Genomic DNA, 20,953 nt, shown 5'->3' with positions numbered 1-20,953 from the left:
GGGAAGGTGGCCTGCCCGCCGTGCAGGCGGTCCGCGACGATCTCGGCCATCGTGTTCGCCGGAGCCACCAGGCCCATGCACATACCCTCGAAGTTGGCCACCTCACCAATGGCCCAGACGTTCTCGACGCCGGTGCGGCAGTGGTCGTTGATGACCACACCGCCCTTGGGACCAAGCTCGAAAAGGGACGCTCCGCCGTCGGGAGTTCCGCCAACGGACTCGCGGAACAATTCGTCGCGGGCGCGGATGCCGATCGAGGCGATCACCATGTCCGCCGGGATGACTGTGCCGTTCTGCAGCAGCACGCCGGTGACCTGGCCGTCGTCGTCGGAGAGGACCTCGGCCGGGTAGCTGCCGGTGTGCACCTCCAGGCCCTTCGCGGCGACGAGGCGGCCGAGCGCCTGGCCCGCGCCCTCGTCCAGCTGGGCGTTCATGAGCCAGCGGGAGCCGTTGACGATGGCGGCCTCGGCGCCGAGTTCCATGGTGCCGGCCGCGGCTTCCAAGCCGAGCAGGCCGCCGCCGATGGTCACGGTGCGGACCGCGCGGCCCAGCTTCTCGCCGAGCTCGGCCACCGTCTTGTTGATGTTCCAGACGTCATCCAGCGTGCGGTAGACATGGGCGAGTTCGCCGCCGGGGAACGGGAGCTTGGCTGCGTCGGAGCCGGTGGCGACCACCAGGTGGTCGTAGGGGTAGCTGGCGCCGGTGGAGGTCTGCACGGTCTGCGCTGCGGTGTCGATGCCGGTGACGCGTTCGCCGGTGCGCAGCGTGATCGATTCGTGCTCCCACATGGCGGTGTCGCCCATGGTCAGGTCGTATTCCATGTCGCTCAGGGCCTTGCTCAGGGCGACACGGTCATAGGGGAGGTGGACCTCCTCGGCCAGGACCGTCAGATGCCAGCCCTCGAGACCGCGGGTATGCATGGCATCCGTGAAGCGGTGGGCGGCGGGGCCGCCGCCGGCGACGACGATGCGCCGGGTCTCTGGGGCGTTGGTGGATCCGGTCATTGCTGGCCTTTCGCAGAATTTGCGGAGTAGGTGCTCCGCAGCTGGTCATATCAGCGTAGGGATGGCCAGTTTCGCCTCAGTTTCCCGATTGTTTCGAGGGTTTAACTTCTGGGTCACGCTTACATTTCTGGTGGTGTGAGCACTCTTTTACGTGCCGGACACACTGCAGGCCTTCCAGCGAAACGCGCCCGGCCTACCGTTTTGATATCCCGCAGCACACCCGGCAAGGCGAGAGAGGAAAAGACATGACGGTCACCCTGGAACGCGAAACACGTACCGCCCCTGCGGCAGGCTGGCGCCGCGTCTGCCCGCTGGACGAACTCGAACCGGCCTGGGGCGAGGCGGCCTACATCGACGGCCTGCAGCTGGCCCTCTTCCGGCTGGCATCCGGCGAGGTCTACGCCGTCGCCCAGCAGGATCCCGCCACCCTGGCCAACGTCATGGCCCGCGGCATCATCGGCTCGCGGGGCAGCAGCCCCACCATCGCCTCCCCGCTGCACAAAGAGGTCTACGACCTGCGCACCGGCGAATGCTTCTCCGATCCCTCGCTGCGGCTGGCAAGCTACGCCACGCGGATCGTGGACGGCTTCATCGAAGTGGAACTGTAGGACCCGTCCTTAGCGGAAGGCCCGCGCTCCCTGCCGCGCCCGGGACATTCCGACCCGCATGGCGCGAACGGCAGGACGAGCCTGAGGACTAGCCCCGGCGGGAGTCCGTATCCAGACCCTCGAGGCGGTACCGGCCGGAGTCAAGGGCTCCGGCCACGGCATCGAGGGTTTGCAGGGGTGACTGCCCGGTAGTGTCCAGCACGAAGCGTTCCAGATCGCCGAGCGCCGAGAACTGGTCCCAGAGAGCCACGAGCGGTTCTTCGTTGACGAGTGCATCCGGCGTGGCGCGGGCTTGCGCACGTGCCAGCGTTTCGGCGCGGCCGGGCCGAAGCACCACATACTCGAGGCCAAGGGGGCGCCCGTGCACCGCCCGCCGGTAGTGGTCCAACATCCAGGGGCCGACGATTCCGTCGACGATCACCGTGAAACCACCGAGCGCATAAGAGCAGGCGGCAGCCGCGGTTGCTTCAACAACCGTGTGGTTCTGCCCATCGGAGGCGGGCAAGTAGGGCGGGATGAAACCGCTCACGATGAAGTGCCAGAAATCATCGGTGCGCAGGTGGACGGCGCGGGGGAACCTGTGCGCCAGGGCCCGCGCCGTCGTGGATTTTCCGGCTCCGGGCGGGCCGGTGAGGATGATGAGCCGCTCCATGGCTTCGCCCGGGCTTACAGCCCCAAAGCCTCGCGCACATCTGCGAGGATCCGGTCCAGCGAGGCCCGTGCCGCGGCGCGGGCCTCTCCCAGTTCCGCGGCCGACTCCACGGGAATGATCACTTCCAGGTAGCACTTGAGCTTCGGCTCGGTGCCGCTGGGGCGGATGATGACCCTGCTCTGGTCCCGGGTCAGGTACAGCAGGCCGTCCGTGGGCGGAAGGTGTTCGCTGCCTTCGGACAGATCCGTGAACTGCTCGACGGCGGAGCCACCGAAGGCTTCGGGCGGATCGGAGCGCAGGCGGTTCATCATGGCGTCCAGCAGGCCGAGGTCGGCCACACGGATGCTGAGCTGGTCGCTCGCGTGCAGGCCGTGCAGCAGGTAGAGCTCATCGAGCGTGTCGAAGACGGTCTGGCCCGCGGCCTTCGCGGCCGCGGCCAGCTCGGCGATCAGCAGGGACGCCGAGATTCCGTCCTTGTCCCGCACCAGCTCCGGCGCCACGCAGTAGCCGAGGGCTTCCTCGTAGCCGTACACCAGGCCGGGAACCCGGGAGATCCATTTGAAACCGGTGAGGGTTTCCTCGTGCGCGGCCCCCGCGGCTGCGGCAATCCGGGAGAGCAGCCGCGACGACACAATCGAGTTGGCGAAGACGTGCGGTGCAGCATTGTCATCCACTCCCACGGTCCCGGCTGTGCGCGCCACCACGTGCGCACCGAGCAGGGCGCCCACTTCGTCGCCGCGCAGCATCCGCCACGCCCCGCTCTCGGGGTCCCGGGCAGCGACGGCGGCCCGGTCGGCGTCGGGGTCGTTGGCAAGCACGATGTCCGCATCCAGCCGGCTGGCAGCGGCCAGCGCGAGGTCCAGGGCTCCGGGTTCCTCGGGGTTCGGGAAGCTCACCGTGGGGAAGTCCGGATCCGGCAGGGCCTGCTCCTCGACGAGGGTCACGTCTTCGAATCCGGCGGCCTTCAGCACCGAGACGGCGGTGTCCCCGCCGACGCCGTGCATCGGGGTCAGGACGATCTTCAGCTCCCGTGCCGGGAACCGCGAGCGATCCGCCAGGGCAACGACGGCGGCCCGGTAGTCCGCGGAGATCGACTCCGGCAGCACGGTCCAGCCGTCCTCGGCCAAGTCGATCGTGTCGGGCCCGCCCACGGCTTCGATGCATTCGGCGATCCGGGCATCGTAGGGCGTCACGATCTGGGCGCCGCGGCCGCTTTCCTCCACGGCTCGCCCGCCCAGGTACACCTTGTATCCGTTGTCCTGTGGTGGGTTGTGGCTCGCGGTGACCATCACGCCGCCGTCGCAATCCAGGGCACGCACAGCGTAGGCGAGCAGGGGAGTGGGCAGCGCCGATGGCATCAGGAAGGTTTCGATCCCCGCGGCGGTAAAGACGGCGGCCGATTCGGCGGCGAAGACATCAGAGTTGTAGCGGGCGTCGTAGCCGACGACGACGCGCGGCCGGGACCCGGGGGCCGCCGCGGACGCCGCGTTGTTGGACACCGCGTTGTTGGACACCGCGTCGTTCAGGAAAGCCGCGAAGCCCGCCGCTGCCCGGCGCACCACCACCCGGTTCATGCGGTTGGGGCCGGGGCCGAGGGCGGCACGGAGGCCGGCGGTGCCGAACTGCAGGGTCCCGTTGAAGCTGTCTTCGAGCTGCTGCCGGGCCGCCGGGATTCCCTCGGCCGCCTGGTCGGCGAGCTCGTCCAAGCTGGCTGCGGTGACCGGATCAGGATCCTGCCGCGCCCACACGCGGGCTGCAGAGATCAGCTGGTCCAAGGTCGCTTGCTCTGACGATTCAGGGGCGGCATCGCTCGAAGTCATAGGAACAAAACTATCTGTAATGCCTTCCCAACTGGCAACGCGGGGTCAGTTACGGCCCATAAAACTGCCACCCATGGGCCGTGACTGACCCCGCGTTGGGGCTAATGCGGGACGATTGAAGCGATCGTCACCTTGGCCTGGCCGCCGCGGCTGAATGCCAGGGTTTCCGTGTCGTCCCATGCGGGATAGAAGGTGTCCGTGATCGCTGCCGTGCCCTCTGGCGTGAAGACTTCCACGGAGGAGGAATCCAGCAGGACCCGCAGGCGGAGTTTGCCGTCCTTCAGCGGAACCCGGGCCTGGTGGTAGGGGCTGAACAGCGGGGAGAAGTTGGCCGTGCCGGCCCCGGAGCGGTCCACCTTCAGGGCACCGGTTCCACGCTCGTAGGAGATCCGCAGTCCCCGCGTGCCGTCGGTGGAGCCGCGCAGCACCAGTCCCGTTTCGGCGGCCTCGCCCGGTTCGAGTTCGACGTCGAGCAATTGGGTGCGGGCGCTGAAGTCGCCCCCGAGCGGTTCAAAGCGCGGCCCGCCAGAACCGGAGACTGTGAGGTCTTTGCGCCGGACCTCACCGCCCGCCGCTTTGCCGAGTGCTTCGGCTGCCGCGCCGGCGATGTCCGAACGCAGGGCATAACGGCCGCCGTCGCGCACCAGTTCCAGCTCCCGCGGGACGGCCATGGCTCCGCGCCAGGGGGTGGTGGGCACGTGCTGGGCGTAGTCCCAGTTGCCCATCCAGCCAAGGAGCACGGGCTTGCCGCCGGGCGCGCCGTTGATTGAGTTCGCAGCGTAGAAATCGGCACCGTCATCGAGCCATTGGGAATCGCTCAGCGGGGCGCCGGGCGCGGCTGCGTTTTCGGCAGTGAATTCCCGGCCGTCGAATTCGCCCACGAAGTACTGCATGCCGGAGCCGCCGGCGATGCCGCCGGGGTTGATGCTCAGCAGCATGACCCACTTCTTCAGGCCGTTGGCTCCCGCGACGTCCATCTGCAGCAGTTCGGGGACTTCCCACAGCCCGCCCTGGGCGCCGGCACCGGAGAAGTCGCTCAGGAACTCCCAGTGCAGCAGGTCGGTGGACTTGAACAGCTTGACCACTTGGGCGTCGGCCACCACGGTGGTCATCACCCAGTACTTGCCCGGCTCGTACCAGGTGAGTTTGGGGTCACGGAAGTTCTTCGAACTCGGGGCAAGGTCCAGCACGGGGTTGCCCTTGTACTTCTGCCAGCTCTTGCCGTGGTCCAGGCTGTACGCCAGGGACTGGGCCTGGATCCCGGCCGGGCGTGCGCCGCCCTTGCCGTAGGCGCTGGTGTAGAGGGCCACCATGGGCGGGTTGCCGGCGCTGCCGAGCCCGGAGGCGTTGTCCTTGTCGATCACGATCGAGCCGGAGAAGATCTCCTCGGCCTCGCTCGCCTCCATGGCCACCGGCTGCTGGGTCCAGTGGATGAGGTCGGTGCTCGTGGAGTGGCCCCAGGACATGTTGCCCCAGGAGTTGCCGTGCGGATTGTGCTGGTAGAACGCGTGGTAGGTGCCGTTGTCGTACACCAGGCCGTTGGGGTCGTTGATCCAGTTCCGCTCTGCGCTCAGGTGGACGGCGGGCCGCCAGGGATCGCCCGCAGAAGGTCCCGCGGCAGAAGCGGCGGGCGGGGTGTCCGGCGTCGGGGGTTCCGTTGATGAGGGGGCAGGCGCGGTGCATCCGGCGGTCAGGGCGATGACGACGGCGGCTGCCGCGCAGAGTGCCGGGCGGAAGGTCTTGCGGAGGTTCTGGAAAAACATGGGATCAAATCCTGGAGCTGGAAACGGGGCGGGGACCTCCGGTGGTGTTGGAGGTCCCCGCTGGTGCGGGGCAGACGGTTCGCAGCGCCTGCCCCGCGGCTTTGTTGCGGCCTACTTGTAGAGGCCTTCGCCGCCAACGCGGACGTTGGTGGGGAGGTAGCCGAACGGGCCGAGGCCGTTCTGGCCGAAGCTGCGGTCCACCTGGGTCACGCCGCCCTTGAAGTTGATCTTCACGGTCGGGGCGAGGGAACCGCCGCGTACGCCGTTGACGTTGTCAATGAAGGACTGCACCAGGCCGCCCGGCTGCACGTAGTGCGAGTAGGCCTGGAACTGGCGGCCGTTCTGCTTGGTGGAGGGGCTCTCCGGGGCGTTGGCCGGCAGGTTGAGGTCGGTCGGGGAACCCAGGGCCAGGCCGCTGTTGTTGACCGGCTGGAAGTCGGAGCGGATGCCGTCGCCCACGAAGCCGTACACGCCGTCAGGGCCGCGCATGCCGTCCGCATAGGTGAACTGGTGGCTGATGGTGAACAGGTAGTACTTGTTCTTGCCGTCTTCGTTCTGGATGTAGATCTGCGGACGCTCGGTCTGGTCGTTGACGCAGTTGGCGGAGAGGATCGGCGGCAGGAACTTCCACTTGGTCAGGTCCTTGTTTTCCGCCACGGCCAGGCCCACGTTCGCGGTCTGGAAGAAGGCACCCGTCGTGGTGTTCAGGGTGTTGACATCCTCGGCGTGCGGGTCGCCCGGACGGTAGCCCAGGTCTTCCTGCTTGCAGCGGTAGTCGCCGCGCTTGGCGCCGGTGTTGCCTTCGAAAACCATGAAGGTCTTGCCAGGCTGTGCCGGGTCGACGAAGGTGTACGGGTCGCGGAAGGCGAAGCCCGCGTTCTGTGCCTTGGTCTGGTACAGCTTTCCGTCCGGCTCGAGGAGCTTGGTGTGCTTGAAGCCGTCGAAGGAGACGCCGTTCTTGTCGGCGTGGATGTTGCCCAGGGCCTTGGCGATCACGGCGTCCGGTGCGATTCCGCCGCCGCCGGCGTTGCGCTCTGCGACGTCGTAGAAGGTGGTCGCGGTGTAGAAGACGTTGACCTGGTCACCCTTCATCAGGCGGGTGGAACCGGACCATTCGGTGTTGCCGATGGAGCTGTTGGGCAGGAACAGGTGTCCGCCGTAGTTCCACTTGTCCTTCGCGGGGTCTGCGTTGGTCTTGCGGAAGAAGTAGCCGATCCGGGCGTTCCAGTGGCGCTGGTCGAAGCCGTAGCCGGCGTGGCGGTCGGCCACGAGGGAGAAGATGACGTCCCAGCCCTTGTAGCTGATCTGGTTGGCGTGCTCATCGGTCAGCGACCAGGTGTCCCAGACCCACACGTCGTCGTTCATGGCCGGGAATTCCTGGGGGATTTCCGGCATGGTGACGTCGGGGCTCATGGAGTTCTGGCCCGCGGCCACGTTGGGGTTGCTCTGGGCCATGATCTGCTTGGCATCCGCACGGGTCCACTTGGCCGTGAAGTCGGCGGCCGGGTCGTAGGCCTTCTGCGTGTGGACGGTGGGCAGCGGGAAGCCGGGCGTGGGTGCCGGCATAGTGCTCGACGGCGGGTCGGACGGGATGTTTGCCTGTGCGGCCGAGGAGGCCAACAGGACCGAAGCTGCAACGCCTGCGGCTGCCGTGAGGGACACGGCCGTGCGCATGCGGCGCCGTGGCCGTGCGGGGGTTGAGTGAGTGCTCATGCTTTTGCTCTTCTCGCGGAGTTGTATTTCGTGGAAGACGGGCGAACCGCCCGGGGTCTCAACTCCGGCTCCTCGATGACGGTGATGCCGCCTTCGAGGACGCCATCGTATCGAGTGGCGTTGGCCGTCCTGGGGGACTGCCAACGTTGGGTTCCGGCGGGGATCGCCACCGGAACGTTTTCAACGCTTGCACGTTCCCGGCAGGAGGATCAAACCCGGTTTCGCGGGCTTCGGAGCCTCCCGGACAAGATGTCCGACAAATTTGCGCAAGCGTTTACATTCTTACATCGCGCGCGTGCCACAGCGGGGCGGTCGATGCAAATGTTTCGCATAAATCTGCTTTATTTCGAACAGTTCATCCGCCGTTAATTGCGGGTCCGTTTGACTTGACTGACCCCCTGGATTCTGCAGGCCTGGCGGCCCTCCTGGTCCGCCGTCCGCCCTTCTGAAGTCCATTCGATGGACGTAGAATGTTGTCGCGGATCTGCCGCTGATCCGGGCCGGCGCCGCGTACACATCGTGGGCTGGTGCAGCATGTGTGAATTGCCGAAGCGGCGTTTCCTGCCTTCCCTGAACCCGCTGCGCCTGGTGCTGTCCGTCCTGGCCATGGCCGTCGTTGCCGCGGGCTGGCTCCTTCCCGGACTGGTCTCCGCAATTCCCATCGGCGCCGGGCTGCTGACACTGGTAGCCGCCGTCCTGTTGCCCGCGGTCAAGGAGATCGAATTCGGGCTTTCCCCGGGCTTCAAGCTCTCCCCCGCGCTCAAGGACCGGGAGGCCGAACTGCGCAGTGTCTTCGAGCGGCAGAAGGGCGATATGGAGTATTGCGCCCACCTGCTGTTGTGCGACGACCCGGAAACCGCCCGGGAACTGCTCGAAGCGGCATGGTCCCAGGTGTCCGGGACATGGCGGGGGCCGGTCACACCGCAACTGCGCGTCTACACGCTTTGTATCCTGGTCCGGCTGATCCTCAAGCATCGCCAATGGATGCGGCCTCCGGACGGCGCTACGGGGGAGACGGCGCCGCTCACGGCCACCGGTGTGCTGATGGGCCTGGCCATGCAAGACCGCGTGGTGGTGGTGCTGCACGAGTTCGCGAACCTCACTCCTGCCGAGATCGCGGGTATGACCGGCCGGACGACGGCAGAAGTCACCGGCTCGATGTCCAGCGCCAGGGCGCTGACCGGGGGTCCCGCGGCGGACGGCAAACCGGTGCTCGACGAAGGCCCGCAATGAACCGGTGCAGGACATGAACCGGGAACTGCGGCGGCAACTGCTGGACGAAGCCGCCGGCCGGGTCGCGGAACATCCTGCGGACCTGGCGACGGCTGTCGGTTCCGGAATGGCCACGGTGCGGCGGAAGGTCGTGCTTGGCAGCGTCATCGCGGTAGCCGTCGCCCTCGCCCTGACCGCGGCCTTTGTTGCCTGGCGCCTGGCGATCATTCCGCCTCCGCCGCCCACGCTCGAGTCGATCGCCGTCACCTCGGTGTCGCAGTCACTGCGGCCGGAAGTCACCATCCCGCTGACCGCCACGGGCCGCTACAGCGACGGTTCCGCCCGGCGCCTCGGCGAGGGTGTGGAATGGGCGTCAAGCAATCCGGCCGTCGCAACGGTGAACGGCGCCGGCATCGTGACGGCCGTTGCGGCTGGCACCGCGGAACTGACGGCGACGCTGACCGGGGTCTCCGGACGGCTGGCCCTCACCGTCCTGGACAAGGGCGGCCCGAAACTGGCCGGGGTCCACGTGTCCCCGGAAACAGCCACCATGGACCAGGGCGGGATCCTGCAGCTGCTCGCCGAAGGCAGCTACAGCGACGGTTCGCGCGGAAACCTGAACGCCTCGGCGCTGTGGTCCTCCGGCAACCCCGGCATCGTGACGGTCGACGGCGCAGGGCTCGCCACCGCCGTCGCGCCCGGAACGGCGACCATCACCGCCTCCCAGGACGGGCTGCAAGGCACGTCCGTGATCACGGTGCGGACAACACCGAAAACCGTCACGGCACTCTCCGTCACTCCGGCAAAACTAACGCTGAAGGAAGGCCAGACGGCACGGCTCGAGGCAATCGCCAGCTACTCCGACGGAAGCAGTGCCGCCGTCGGCAACGCCACCTGGGAAATATCGCCGGCCGGATCAACGGTCGCCGAGGTTGACCTCACCGGCCTCGTGACGGCCCGTGGCATCGGTAATGCCGCCGTCGTCGCCTCGCTTCCCGGAGCCGACGGGCAACTGCTGACGGGGCGGGCGGACGTCGCCGTGGCCCCGTCGGTCAAGGGCATCGAGGTTTCGCCCGTGGGTCCGGTGCAGCTCGAGCCCGGTAAGACTGTCCAACTGCGCGCCGTGGTTTTCTACAGCGACGGCACCACGGGCTCCACGGTCGACTGGGCCTCGAGCAGGCCGCTGATCGCCGCCGTCGATGGTTCGGGACTCGTCAGCGCCGTGGCGCGGGGCGACGCGGAAATCACTGCGACGGCCGATGGTGTCACCGGAAACGCGGTGACTATCTGGGTCCGCGTTAGCCCTGACTGAGCCCTGCCCGGCTGAACCCTGCCGGACTGATTTCCTAGAGCTTTGCGATGATCTCGGCGAGGAGCTTCGAGATCCGTGCGCCCGCGGCTTCCCCGGCCTCGATGACCTCCTGGTGGTTCAGCGGAACCGGGCTGATGCCCGCGGCCAGGTTGGTGACCAGCGAGATGCCGAAAACCTCCATGCCGGCATGGCGGGCGGCGATCGCCTCGAGGGCCGTGGACATGCCCACCAGGTCCGCTCCGATCCGCTTGGCGTACTGGACCTCGGCGGGAGTCTCGTAGTGCGGTCCGGTGAACTGGGCGTAGACCCCCTCGTCCAGGGTGGGATCCACCTCGCGCGCCAGGTTCCGGATGCGGGAGGAGTAGAGGTCCGTCAGGTCAACGAACGTGGCGCCTTCCAAGGGAGAAATCGCAGTGAGGTTGATGTGGTCCTTGATCAGCACGGGCGTGCCGGGGGACCAAGCTTCGTTCAAGCCACCGCAGCCGTTGGTGACCACCAGGGTCTTGCACCCGGCCGCGGCTGCTGTGCGCACTCCGTGGACCACGGCGCGCACTCCCTTGCCCTCGTAGTAATGGGTGCGCGCGCCCAGCACCAGCGCCCGCTTGCCCTCCGTGGTCAGGACCGAGCGGATCGTCCCCACATGGCCTTCGACGGCGGGTGCGGAGAAACCTGGCACCTCGGCCGCAGTGAGGGTCGCGGTGGTGTCGCCGATGAGGTCGGCGGCGGCGCCCCAGCCGGAGCCGAGTACCAGCGCGACGTCATGGCTCTCGACGCCGGTCTCCGCGGCGATGTAGTCCGCGGCGTCCCGGGCAGCTTCGAAGGGATCGGTGTTAAGCAGCTCACTATTACTCACCGGTACAAGCTACAGGGCGCCTCGCGGTATTGAACAGCGCAGCCGTCCCGCCGGTGAGGCGCAGGCCACTCAGGCGGGGCTGAGTGGCAGGCACCCCCGGCGATGCGTAACAATTGTTCTTTGTGACCATGCATCCTGACTTCAGTTCGCCCCGTATCGCAATTCTTGGTGGAGGTCCTGGTGGCTACGAAGCCGCCATGGTCGCAGCGGCCCTCGGGGCGCAGGTCACCATCATCGAACGCGCCGGCCTCGGCGGCTCCGCCGTCCTCACCGACGTTGTACCTTCCAAAACCCTGATCGCGACGGCGGACCTCATGACCCGCGTCGGCGAGGCGGGGGAGCTGGGAGTCAAGTTCGCCGTCGACGGCGGCGACGTCGCCCCGCACATGCGCGCGGACCTCGGCCACATCAACGACCGCCTCCTGGGCCTGGCCCGTGAACAGTCCGAAGACATCCACGAGGCGTTGGACCAGGCCGGTGTGGAGATCGTCATCGGCTCCGGCAAGCTCGTGGACAACCACACCATCGAGGTCCTCACCATCGACGGCACCAGGACCATCACGGCCGACGCCATCCTCCTGGCCGTCGGCGCCCACCCGCGCGAACTGCCCACCGCCAAGCCCGACGGCGAACGGATCCTGAACTGGGCCCAGCTGTACAACCTCGAGGAACTGCCCGAGGAACTGATCGTGGTGGGCTCCGGCGTTACCGGTGCCGAATTCGCCTCTGCGTACAACGGCCTCGGCTCCAAGGTCACCCTGATCTCCAGCCGCGACCAGGTCCTGCCGGGCGAGGACACCGACGCCGCAGCCGTGCTGGAGGACGTCTTCAAGCGCCGCGGCGTGCGGGTCCTCTCGCGCTCCCGCGCGAACGCCGTCGTACGCACCGAAACCGGGGTGGAGGTCACCCTCGGCGACGGTACCACCGTGACCGGCAGCCACTGCCTCCTTTGCGTCGGCTCCATTCCGAACACGGCCGGGATCGGCCTCGAGGAAGCCGGCGTGGCGCTCTCCGAATCCGGGCACATCAAGGTGGACGGCGTCTCCCGCACCACCGCCCCGAACATCTACGCCGCCGGCGACTGCACCGGCGTGTTCGCCCTGGCTTCCGTCGCCGCCATGCAGGGCCGCATCGCGATCGCGCATTTCCTGGGCGACAGCGTCACCCCCATCAAGCTGCACCAGGTGGCGTCAAACATCTTCACCTCCCCGGAGATCGCCTCCGTGGGCGTCTCCGAGGCGGACCTCGAGTCCGGCAAGTACCAGGGCGACGTCGTCATGCTGTCCCTGCTCAGCAACGCCCGCGCCAAGATGCGCAACACCAAGGACGGCTTCGTCAAGATCATCGCCCGCAAGGGCTCCGGTACTGTGATCGGCGGCGTCGTGGTCGGCCCCAATGCCTCCGAGTTGATCTTCCCGATTGCCGTTGCCGTCACCCAGAAACTGCACGTCGACGACGTCGCCAGCACCTTCACGGTGTACCCGTCACTGACCGGGTCCATCTCCGAAGCCGCACGCCGCCTGCACGTGCACATGTAGGTGCTCTCACCGCAACGGGAGCCGGCAGCCATTGAATGGAAAGTGCGTTGTGGCGCAGATCACCCTGCATGCAGACTTCCAGCCATGACCACAATCATTCTTGTCCATGGTGCCTGGCACACCAGCTGGTGCTGGGAATCCGTCCGCTCGGAGCTTTCCGGTTTCGAGGTCCGGACCGTTGATCTACCCAGTGTCGGTGCTGTGCCCGCTGGCCTTCAGGAGGACGCCGCCGTCCTGCGCAAGGCTGTCCAGGACGTTGACGGCCCGGTTGTCGTCGTCGCGCATTCCTACGGCGGCGCCGTCGCCTCCGAGGCGCTGGCCGGCCTGGAGAACGTCAAACACATCGGCTACCTGTGCGCGTTCGCACTGGACGCAGGGGAGTCCTTGCTCGGAGCCGTGGGCGGCGTGGCTCCGGAGTGGTGGAACATCAAAGGCGACGGCTGGATCACCGTGACCGACCCGGCATCGGTCTTCTACAACGGGGTGCCGGCCGAGGTCACCGGGGAAGCGCTGAAGAACCTTCGCCCGCAAAGCGAGGCGGCTTTCACGGAAGAACTGAGCGGCGCGGCGTGGCAGGAGATTCCGACCACCTACATCGTGTGCAGCCAGGACCAGGCGATTCCGCCGTTCGCGCAGCGGCAGATGGCGGCGAGGACAGGCGGTACGGTTCGGGAGATCGACACCTCCCATTCGCCGTTCCTGTCCCATCCGGCCGTGGTTGCCGGGCTCGTCCGGGAGATGGTTGCCTCCGCCGGCTAAGGCAGGCTCCGGACCCGCAGCGCCGCCAGGGCTTCCGCCAACGGCATGCGCAGGGCGGGGCCGTGGCCAGGCAGGATGACGGACGCCTGGACGCCGTCGAGGCGGCGGGTCGCTTCCAAGGCCGAGGCCGCATCCGAGTGGTACATCCGGTGCAGCATCTGGGGCCCGGCGGCCGGGCTGATCGGGTGGGCGGTGACAAACGAATCTCCCACGGCGATGGTCCTTGCTTCGGGGAGCAGGATCGCTGCATTTCCCGGGGTGTGGCCCGGAAGCACGATTGCTTCAGGGCAGCCCGGAAGACTGCGCAGCCTGGCCGCGTCCCACGCTTCGGCCAAGGTGGCGGGCTTCGCTTGGAGGGCCTTTGCCCTGATGACGTGGAGCATCCAGCGGAACACCCTCGGACGCCAGGCCCGGGCAAGGACCTGGCCGAAGGTGACTTGGTGCTTCTCCCGCCCCTGGACGTGGGCCACCTCCTCGGGAGAGCACAGCACGGGTGTACCGAAGGTCTCCGAGAAGTAGGCCGCCGAACCGGTGTGGTCCACATGCCCGTGCGTGATGAGCACTGCACGTGCGTCCGCCGGGTCCAGGCCCAGGGAATGGATTGAGCCAAGGACCAGATCACGGTCGGCGGGATAGCCGCTGTCGATCAGCATGAAACCGCTGTGGTCCCGGACCACGGTCCAGTTCGAGGCCGGTCCTTCGACGAAGAACACGCCCGGCGCGGCTTCCTGGATGCGGGGTGAAAGTTCGGTCACCGGCCCATCCTAAGGGGCCTTACGCCGCTACGGCCCCTTGGAAATGTTTTTCGATGATCGCCTTGATGTCGTCGTGGCAGCCGCCGCAACCGGTGCCGGCCCGGGTGGCCTTGGAAACTTCGGGAACCGAGGCGCAGCCGGACGCCACGGACTCCTCGATGGCAGCGCCGCTGACACCGGCGCAGCGGCAGACCGTCCGCGCGGGGTCGTTGTTGGCGCCCGCGGGCTGGTCCGTGCCGTCCAAGCGCAGCAGCAGGGAACGGTCCGCCGGGAGCTCCGAGCCACGCTCGAACAGCACCACCAGCTCGGCGGCGGTGCGGGGCATGCCCACGGACACCAGGCCCTGCAGGACCCCGCCACGGGTGGTCATCTTGACGTAGCGGCCGTGGCCGGGATCCGCCCATTGGGCTACTTCACGGTGCGGGAGCCCGTCAGGCGAGGGACACAGCATGTCGTCCCACGGCTCGGCGGAGTTGTCACCCGCGACAGCCAGGTTGATGCCGCGCGCCTTCAGGACCACGACGCCGGGCTGTTCCTTCGCCAGCTCCGGCAGGCTGTCCGCGGCCTCCTGTCCGTCCTCGGCAAGGGCTTCGAGGTAACCCGCCAGCCATTCGGCCTGCCGCCAGCCCGGACCCACCAGGCCCGACGGCGCGGTGGCACCCTTGCAGTCCGGGCACCCGGAGGATGCACAGCGCACTTCGGCGCAGTCACCGATGGCGAACATGTGCGGTTCGTGGTGGGTGCGGAGCCGGTGGTCGACAAGGATGCCGGCGGCCACCGGCAGGCCGCAGCCTTCGGCAAGTTCGATACGCGGACGCACGCCGCAGGAAAGCAGGAGGAGGTCGCCCTCAACCCGGGAGCCGTCGTCGAGCACCAATGCGGAAAAGATGCCGTCCGGGCCGTTGTGTTCCACGGCAGTGGACACCGCGTTGCTGACCACGGAAACGCCTGCCGAGCGTAGCGCGGCGTTCAGCACGGCGCCGCCGCCCCGGTCGATGTTCCGGCCCATCGGGTGCGGTCCGCTGTGCACCACGGTGGTTTGCGCGCCTTCCTCGGCTGCGGCCAGGGCGGTCTCCAGGCCCAGGACGCCGCCGCCCAGTACCACCACTCGCTGGCGGGCGGTCACGGCGCGGAGCAGCATCCCGGCGTCGTTCAGGTCCCGCAAGGCGGTGACCCCGGCGGGCAGCACAGGGTGTGCCGGGTCCGGGTTGATCCCGGTGAGGTTGGGGATCACGGGACGGGCGCCGGTGGCGAAGACGAGGCGTTCGTAGCCTTCGGCGGTGCCGTCGGAGAGCACCACGCGCTGCCGGGCACGGTCCACCCGCTTGACGGTGACGCCGAGGCGGACATCGACGCCCTCGGCGATGAGCTCGGCGGCGTCGGCCATGGCGAGGGCTTCGGCGGTGCTGCGGCCGACGCCGAACTCGGCCACCATCACGCGGTTGTACGCCGCTTCGGCTTCCTGGCCAAGGACCATCAGGCTCACGCTGCCGCGGCGCACCGCCGGGAGGAGACCCTCCACCAGGCGGGCTGCCACGGGCCCGAAACCGACGACGACGATGCGCTCGCTCATGATTCCTCCTTGCGGTGCGACGACACAGCTGCTGCGGCCAGGGCGGGTTCGGCCCTAACGGCCTTCACCAACACCCGGCTGGTCTTGAATTCCGGCATGCCGGAGATGGGATCGGTGGCCGCCTCGGTGAGGCGGTTGGCGCTGCCGGCCCCGGGGAAGTGGAAGGGCAGGAACACGGTGTCGGGCCGGATCGCGGTGTTTACCTCGGCACGGACCTGGACTTCGCCCCGTTCATTGCTGACGGTCACCAGCCCGCCGTCCACGATGCCACGGCGGGCCGCCGTTTCCGGATGCAGCTGCAGGCGCGCTTCGGGCTGGGACGCCGAGAGTTCGGCCACCCGCCGGGTCTGTGCCCCGGACTGGTAGTGCTCCAGGAGGCGCCCGGTGGCCAGGGCGAGGGAGTCGCCGGGGAAGCTTCGCTGGGCCCGTCGGGAGGGGGTGACGGCGACCATGGCCGCGCGCCGGTCGGCGTGCGCGAAGCCGTCGGCGAAGAGCCGCGGCGTGCCCTTGCTGCCGGACGGGTAGGGCCAGTAGGCGGCCTCGCCGGCGTCCAGCATGTCGTAGTCGATGCCGGAGTAATCGGCCAGCCCGCCGGCGGAAGCCAGGCGCAGTTCCTCGAAAACGGTGCGCGGGTCGTCGCTGAAAGTCGATGGCGCGTCGAGCAGTTCGGCGAGCCGGGACATCAGCCACAGTTCGGTGCGGACTCCCGGGGGCGGGGTCAGGGCCCGGCGGCGGCGGATGACGCGTCCCTCGAGGTTGGTCATAGTGCCTTCCTCCTCGGCCCACTGGGCCACGGGAAGCACAAGGTCCGCCTCGGCGGCGGTCTCGGACATGAAGAAGTCGCAGACCACCAGGAAGTCCAGGCTGCGCAGGCCGGCGATCACGGCTCCTGCGTCCGGGGCGGATACAGCCACGTTGGCGCCGTGCACGAAAAGGCAGCGGACGCCGTCGGGCTGTCCCAAGGACTTCAGGAATTCGACGGCGGGAAGCCCGGCGCCGGGGATGAGGGATTCGTCCACGCCCCAGACCTTCGCCATGTGGGCACGGGCGGCGGGGTCCGTGATCTTCCGGTAGCCCGGAAGCTGGTCCGCCTTCTGGCCGTGTTCGCGGCCGCCCTGGCCGTTGCCTTGGCCGGTGAGGGTGCCATAGCCGCTGCGGGCGGAGCCGGGCAGGCCCAGGAGGAGGCTGAGGTTGATTGCCGCGGTGGCAGTATCGGTGCCGTCCACGTGCTGTTCGACGCCGCGGCCGCTGAGGATGTAGCAGCCGCCCTGGCCTTCGTCCTTGGCGAGGCGTGCGCTCCTGGCGAGGCGGCGCGCGGTTTCGCGGATCAGGGTGGCGGGAACGCCGGTGATGGACTGTACGCGCTCAGGCCAGAACGCGGTGAGGCTGCGCAGGACGGCCTTGTGCCCCTTGGTGCGTTCCTCGAGGAACGCGGCGTCGGCGAGGCCTTCGTGGACCACCACGTGGGAGATACCGAGGATGAGGGCGAGGTCCGTTCCGGGGAGAGGCTGCAGGTGGATGCCACCTCCGTTGCCGGTGAACGCTGCGGTGGCCGAGCGGCGCGGGTCCACAACGATCAGACCGCCGGCGTCACGCGCGCCCTGCAGGTGCTGGACGAACGGCGGCATTGTTTCGGCCACGTTCGAGCCCAGCAGCAGGATCACGGATGCGGAGTCGAGGTCTTCCACGGGGAACGGCAGGCCGCGATCCACGCCGAAGGCCCGGTTTCCGGCCGCCGCAGCCGAGGACATGCAGAAGCGGCCGTTGTAGTCGATGCGGGAGGTGCGCAGCGCCAGACGGGCGAACTTGCCCAGTTGGTAAGCCTTTTCGTTGGTGAGGCCGCCGCTGCCGAACACGCCCACGGAGTCGTGCCCGTGGCGTGCCCAGCTGTCCTTGACCGCGGCCGCGACGAGCATCAGGGCCTGGTCCCAACCGATCGGCTGGTGCACGCCGTCGGAGCCTTTGAGCAGCGGCTCGGTGACCCGGCCCGCGTGACCCAGCAGTGCCGCTGAGGTCCAGCCCTTGCGGCACAGCCCGCCCCGGTTGGTGGGGAACTCGCGGCCGGCCACCTCAAGCAGGGGGGTGGCGGGCACGGCCGGGCTGGCCGGCGTCGGGATATCCCCGGCCGGGAACCCCGCCCCCGGCACGGCGGCCGGGGACAGGGTCATGGCGCACTGGAGAGCGCAGTACGGGCAGTGGGTGGCGGTACCGGAGGGCATATCAGATGTGACCCATCGAGGTGTTCTTGGCCTTGCGGAGGTAGAAGGTCCAGCAGACGGTGAGCATGACCACGTAGGCGGCGACGAAACCGTAGAAGGCCGGGGTGTAGGAACCGGATGCCGTGTTGGAAGCGTTCAGTACCTGCGGGATCACGAAGCCGCCGTAGGCGCCGATCGCGGAGATCAGGCCGAGGGAGGAGGACGCCAGCCGCTGGGTCGCTGCGGGAGTGGCGCCGTTGCGGGCTGCGCGGCTGGAGGTGGCGAAGATGACCGGGATCATGCGGTAGGTCGCGCCGTTTCCGAAGCCGCTGGCAACGAAGAGGAACAGGAACAGCACCAGGAAGAGCCAGAAGTTCTTCAACGGCAGGGTCCAGATCATGGTGAGGGTGATGATGGCCATGGCGGTGAAGGAGGCAACGGTCATCCGGGCTCCGCCGCGGCGGTCAGCCATGCGTCCGCCGTAAGGCCGGGCCAGGGAGCCGACCAGCGGGCCGAGGAAGGCAAGGGACAGAGCGACGGCGCCTACATGGATGGCGGAGAACTCGGGGAAGTAGTCCTTGATGAGCTTGGGGAAGACACCGGCGAAGCCGATGAACGAACCGAAAGTACCGATGTACAGGAATGCCATGACCCACAGGTGCGGTTCCTTCAGCGCCGCGATGGAACCCGCCACATCACCCTTGGCGCTGGTGAGGTTGTTCATGTACTTCCAGGCGCCGAAGGCTGCCAGCAGGATGAACGGGACCCAGATCAGGCCGGCGACAGGCAGGTTCGCGGTGCCGACGGCAAGCAGTGTCACAGCGATCGGGACCACCAGCTGCGCGACGGCGGCGCCCAAGTTTCCGCCCGCGGCGTTCAGGCCCAGCGCCCAGCCCTTTTCGCGGGCAGGGTAGAAGAAGGTGATGTTGGCCATGGAGCTGGCGAAGTTGCCGCCACCGAAGCCGGCGAGCGCGGCAACCAGCAGCATCACGGCGAACGGGGTCTGCGGGTTGGAGACGCACATGGCCAGGCCGACGGAGGGGATCAACAGGAGCAACGCTGAGATGATCGTCCAGTTGCGGCCGCCGAACCTCGGAACCATGAAGGTGTACGGGATGCGCAGCGTGGCTCCGACCAGGCTGGGCATCGAGATGAGCCAGAAGATCTCCGAGGTGCTGAGCTTGAATCCGGCGCCGGGGAGTTGGACCACCACAATGGACCACAGCTGCCAGACGACGAAGCCCAGGAACTCGGCGAAGATGGACCAGTACAGGTTGCGCTTGGCGATGGAGCGGCCTTCGGCTTCCCACTGGCCCTTGTTCTCTGCGTCCCAATTCGCGATCCAGCGGCCGGGGCGGTGTTCAAGTACGGGTACTGAAAGTTTGGTGGCCTCGTTGCCTTGGGTCTGTTCGCTTTGTTCGACAGTCACGGATGCCTCCTTGGGGGGACTAGGTACTTCCAAGGTAGGGAGGGCTCGTTTCGGCGACCGGCGCGGTGTGTAAACGTGCTGTGACATTTGCCTATCCGAGGGTGTCGAAGCCACGTGAGAAGCGGTGCGGGCTAGGGTGGCTTTGACTACATCGTGGGATGTTTCCGAAGGTCCGCATTCCGGACCGAATGTCCATTCAGTGGATAGTGGGAACTATTATTGAACCCTCAATAAATCTTGCCGGGCAGGCCGCAGGCGCCGGACCGGTGCGAACGAAAGCTGCTACTACATGTCTTCCATTGCCACATCGAAGGAAGGCGAGTCCACTAAACCAGTGAACTCGCGGGGCAAAGTGATCTTCGCGAGCCTGATCGGCACGACGATCGAGTTCTACGACTTCTACGCCTATGCCACCGCGTCGGTGCTCGTCTTCCCAAAGCTTTTCTTTCCCGATGCAACTGACATCAATGCGCTGCTCAGCGCATTCGCTATTTTTGGAGTTGCCTTCTTCGCACGTCCCATCGGGGCAGTGGTCTTCGGGCACTTCGGTGACAAGTTCGGTCGCAAGGGCACCCTGGTTGCGTCCCTCTTGACCATGGGTATTGCGACGTTCCTCATCGGGCTCCTGCCCACGGCTTCCATGGCGGGGTGGGCGGTCCTGGCGCCGGTCCTGCTGGTGGTGCTGCGATTCTTCCAGGGCCTCGCGCTCGGCGGTGAATGGTCCGGCGCCGCGCTGCTGGCTACCGAGAACGCGCCTGAGGGCAAGCGCGCAATCTACGGCACGTTCCCGCAACTGGGTGCTCCTATCGGCTTCATCATTGCCAACGTGATCTTCATCTGGATGAATGTGTCCCTGAGTTCCGAAGAGTTCCTTGCTTGGGGTTGGCGTGTTCCCTTCCTTCTCAGCGCGGTTCTGGTCATCGTGGGCCTCTACGTTCGCCTGAAGCTTGTAGAGAGCGCATCCTTCACCAAGGTGGTCCAGCAGGACAAGGTCCAGAAACTTCCCTTGGGCGCCACATTCAAGAACCACTGGCGCCCCGTGCTCGCGGGTACGTTCATCATGCTGGCCACCTACGTGCTCTTCTACATCATGACCACATTCACCCTGTCCTATGGCACCAAGCCCACCCTGGCCGGCGCGCAGGCGGCAGCAGAAAAGGCCGGCAAGCCCATGACGGCAGAGCAGATGGCGGCCTTCGTTCCGGGCCTTGGCATCTCCCGTTCGGACTTCCTCTGGATGCTGATCATCGGCGTCGTCTTCTTCGGTATCTTCACCGTGGTCTCCGGTCCGCTGGCCGAAAAGTGGGGCCGCCGGAAGTTCCTGCTCGGCGTCACGGCCGGGATCTTTGTCTTCGGTGCACTCTGGTTCACCATGTTCGGCCCGGGCCAGGCCGCCGCGATGGTCGGCCTGATTGTTGGCTTCACCCTCATGGGCCTGACCTTTGGTCCCATGGCGGCCATCCTGCCTGAACTGTTCCCGGCCAACGTCCGCTACACGGGTTCGGCAGTGGCATACAACCTCTCGTCCATGATTGGCGCGGCTCCTGCGTCCTTCGTGGCCATCGCCCTCTGGTCTGCGGCCAACGGAAGTACGTGGCTGGTTGGCATTTACATGGCAGTCGCCGCGGTGATCACCTTCGTTGCGCTTTGGCTGACGCGCGAAACCAAGGACACGGACTACGAGAACAACGTCGCCTGACCTCTTCGGGGGAATCATCCGGCAAACAGAAAAGGCTCCGGCCCCGCACCACACGGTGCGGGGCC

At 67.3% G+C, this 20,953-nt stretch carries 16 protein-coding genes; 6 read left to right on the top strand and 10 right to left on the bottom strand.

Translation table 11 applies throughout. The annotated features are described in order from the left end of the window. Nucleotides 1–1,004, bottom strand: a 1,004-nt coding sequence (locus tag DWV11_RS15290) for an NAD(P)/FAD-dependent oxidoreductase (protein WP_136017919.1), incomplete at its 3' end; no start/stop codon positions are given. Nucleotides 1,005–1,249: 245 nt separating this feature from the next. On the opposite strand from DWV11_RS15290, the gene nirD reads away from it, so the two are divergent. Further along, entirely contained in the window at nt 1,250–1,612 is a 363-nt protein-coding gene (gene nirD / locus DWV11_RS15285) for a nitrite reductase small subunit NirD (RefSeq protein WP_115789779.1), read from the top strand. A gap of 88 nt (nt 1,613–1,700) precedes the next feature. Here nirD and DWV11_RS15280 read toward each other — a convergent pair whose 3' ends face one another. The 4 genes from DWV11_RS15280 to DWV11_RS15265 all read right to left on the bottom strand — a co-directional run bounded on the left by DWV11_RS15280 (nt 1,701) and on the right by DWV11_RS15265 (nt 7,560). Next, nucleotides 1,701–2,264, bottom strand: a complete 564-nt coding sequence (locus DWV11_RS15280; RefSeq protein WP_115789778.1) for an AAA family ATPase — start codon at nt 2,262–2,264, stop codon at nt 1,701–1,703. 14 nt (nt 2,265–2,278) lie between these two features. Continuing rightward, the gene (locus DWV11_RS15275; RefSeq protein ID WP_115789777.1) at nt 2,279–4,084 is read right to left on the bottom strand and encodes a phospho-sugar mutase; all 1,806 of its coding nucleotides are present in this window, start codon (nt 4,082–4,084) and stop codon (nt 2,279–2,281) included. Between the two features lie 101 nt (nt 4,085–4,185). Then, entirely contained in the window at nt 4,186–5,847 is a 1,662-nt protein-coding gene (locus DWV11_RS15270; protein WP_115789776.1) for a glycoside hydrolase family 32 protein, read from the bottom strand. A 111-nt stretch (nt 5,848–5,958) separates the two neighbouring features. Next, a complete protein-coding gene (locus DWV11_RS15265) occupies nt 5,959–7,560 on the bottom strand; it encodes a glycoside hydrolase family 68 protein (protein WP_115789775.1) in 1,602 nt (533 codons plus the stop codon). Between the two features lie 543 nt (nt 7,561–8,103). On the opposite strand from DWV11_RS15265, the gene DWV11_RS15260 reads away from it, so the two are divergent. After that, nucleotides 8,104–8,793: an RNA polymerase sigma factor gene (locus DWV11_RS15260; protein WP_136017918.1), complete on the top strand. Its 690-nt coding sequence runs from the start codon at nt 8,104–8,106 to the stop codon at nt 8,791–8,793. A 13-nt stretch (nt 8,794–8,806) separates the two neighbouring features. Further along, nucleotides 8,807–10,084, top strand: coding sequence for an Ig-like domain-containing protein (locus DWV11_RS15255; protein WP_245953697.1), 1,278 nt, complete (start codon nt 8,807–8,809; stop codon nt 10,082–10,084). Between the two features lie 34 nt (nt 10,085–10,118). On the opposite strand, the gene DWV11_RS15250 is transcribed toward DWV11_RS15255, so the two are convergent. Further along, nucleotides 10,119–10,937, bottom strand: a complete 819-nt coding sequence (locus tag DWV11_RS15250) for a purine-nucleoside phosphorylase (RefSeq protein WP_115789772.1) — start codon at nt 10,935–10,937, stop codon at nt 10,119–10,121. A 122-nt stretch (nt 10,938–11,059) separates the two neighbouring features. Between DWV11_RS15250 and DWV11_RS15245 the strand changes: the two genes are divergently transcribed. Together DWV11_RS15245 and DWV11_RS15240 are read left to right on the top strand one after the other, a co-directional pair. Continuing rightward, a complete protein-coding gene (locus DWV11_RS15245) occupies nt 11,060–12,475 on the top strand; it encodes an NAD(P)H-quinone dehydrogenase (protein ID WP_115789781.1) in 1,416 nt (471 codons plus the stop codon). Nucleotides 12,476–12,559: 84 nt separating this feature from the next. Further along, a complete protein-coding gene (locus tag DWV11_RS15240) occupies nt 12,560–13,234 on the top strand; it encodes an alpha/beta hydrolase (RefSeq protein WP_115789771.1) in 675 nt (224 codons plus the stop codon). Here the strand turns inward: DWV11_RS15240 and DWV11_RS15235 are convergent. The 4 genes from DWV11_RS15235 to DWV11_RS15220 are packed head-to-tail and all read right to left on the bottom strand — an operon-like array spanning nt 13,231 to nt 19,189. After that, a complete protein-coding gene (locus DWV11_RS15235) occupies nt 13,231–13,989 on the bottom strand; it encodes an MBL fold metallo-hydrolase (protein ID WP_245953695.1) in 759 nt (252 codons plus the stop codon). The genes DWV11_RS15240 and DWV11_RS15235 overlap by 4 nt on opposite strands. Nucleotides 13,990–14,008: 19 nt before the next feature. Beyond that, nucleotides 14,009–15,562: an FAD-dependent oxidoreductase gene (locus tag DWV11_RS15230; protein WP_115789770.1), complete on the bottom strand. Its 1,554-nt coding sequence runs from the start codon at nt 15,560–15,562 to the stop codon at nt 14,009–14,011. Then, complete coding sequence (locus tag DWV11_RS15225; protein WP_115789769.1) at nt 15,559–17,781, bottom strand: molybdopterin oxidoreductase family protein; 2,223 nt, start codon at nt 17,779–17,781, stop codon at nt 15,559–15,561. The genes DWV11_RS15230 and DWV11_RS15225 overlap by 4 nt, the downstream gene beginning before the upstream one ends. A gap of 1 nt (nt 17,782) precedes the next feature. Next, nucleotides 17,783–19,189 carry an MFS transporter gene (locus DWV11_RS15220; protein ID WP_245953694.1) on the bottom strand — a complete coding sequence of 469 codons (1,407 nt, stop codon included), beginning with the start codon at nt 19,187–19,189 and terminating at the stop codon, nt 17,783–17,785. Between the two features lie 289 nt (nt 19,190–19,478). Between DWV11_RS15220 and DWV11_RS15215 the strand changes: the two genes are divergently transcribed. Continuing rightward, complete coding sequence (locus DWV11_RS15215) at nt 19,479–20,888, top strand: MFS transporter (RefSeq protein WP_115789767.1); 1,410 nt, start codon at nt 19,479–19,481, stop codon at nt 20,886–20,888. The last annotated feature ends 65 nt before the right edge of the window (nt 20,889–20,953 follow it).

It is taken from the genome of Arthrobacter silvisoli (assembly GCF_003369445.1).
GTDB lineage: Bacteria > Actinomycetota > Actinomycetes > Actinomycetales > Micrococcaceae > Arthrobacter > Arthrobacter silvisoli.
Note: the sequence above shows the minus strand (reverse complement) of the source record. Positions and strands in the feature narration are given on the sequence as shown.

What these genes read in the sequence shown, in the direction of transcription:
- DWV11_RS15225 (WP_115789769.1), bottom strand. Translation starts at nt 17,781, where the DNA reads ATGCCCTCCGGTACCGCCACCCACTGCCCGTACTGCGCTCTCCAGTGC.
- DWV11_RS15240 (WP_115789771.1), top strand. Translation starts at nt 12,560, where the DNA reads ATGACCACAATCATTCTTGTCCATGGTGCCTGGCACACCAGCTGGTGC.
- DWV11_RS15265 (WP_115789775.1), bottom strand. Translation starts at nt 7,560, where the DNA reads ATGAGCACTCACTCAACCCCCGCACGGCCACGGCGCCGCATGCGCACG.
- DWV11_RS15280 (WP_115789778.1), bottom strand. Translation starts at nt 2,264, where the DNA reads ATGGAGCGGCTCATCATCCTCACCGGCCCGCCCGGAGCCGGAAAATCC.
- DWV11_RS15270 (WP_115789776.1), bottom strand. Translation starts at nt 5,847, where the DNA reads ATGTTTTTCCAGAACCTCCGCAAGACCTTCCGCCCGGCACTCTGCGCG.
- DWV11_RS15255 (WP_245953697.1), top strand. Translation starts at nt 8,807, where the DNA reads ATGAACCGGGAACTGCGGCGGCAACTGCTGGACGAAGCCGCCGGCCGG.
- DWV11_RS15215 (WP_115789767.1), top strand. Translation starts at nt 19,479, where the DNA reads ATGTCTTCCATTGCCACATCGAAGGAAGGCGAGTCCACTAAACCAGTG.
- DWV11_RS15275 (WP_115789777.1), bottom strand. Translation starts at nt 4,084, where the DNA reads ATGACTTCGAGCGATGCCGCCCCTGAATCGTCAGAGCAAGCGACCTTG.
- DWV11_RS15230 (WP_115789770.1), bottom strand. Translation starts at nt 15,562, where the DNA reads ATGAGCGAGCGCATCGTCGTCGTCGGTTTCGGGCCCGTGGCAGCCCGC.
- nirD (WP_115789779.1), top strand. Translation starts at nt 1,250, where the DNA reads ATGACGGTCACCCTGGAACGCGAAACACGTACCGCCCCTGCGGCAGGC.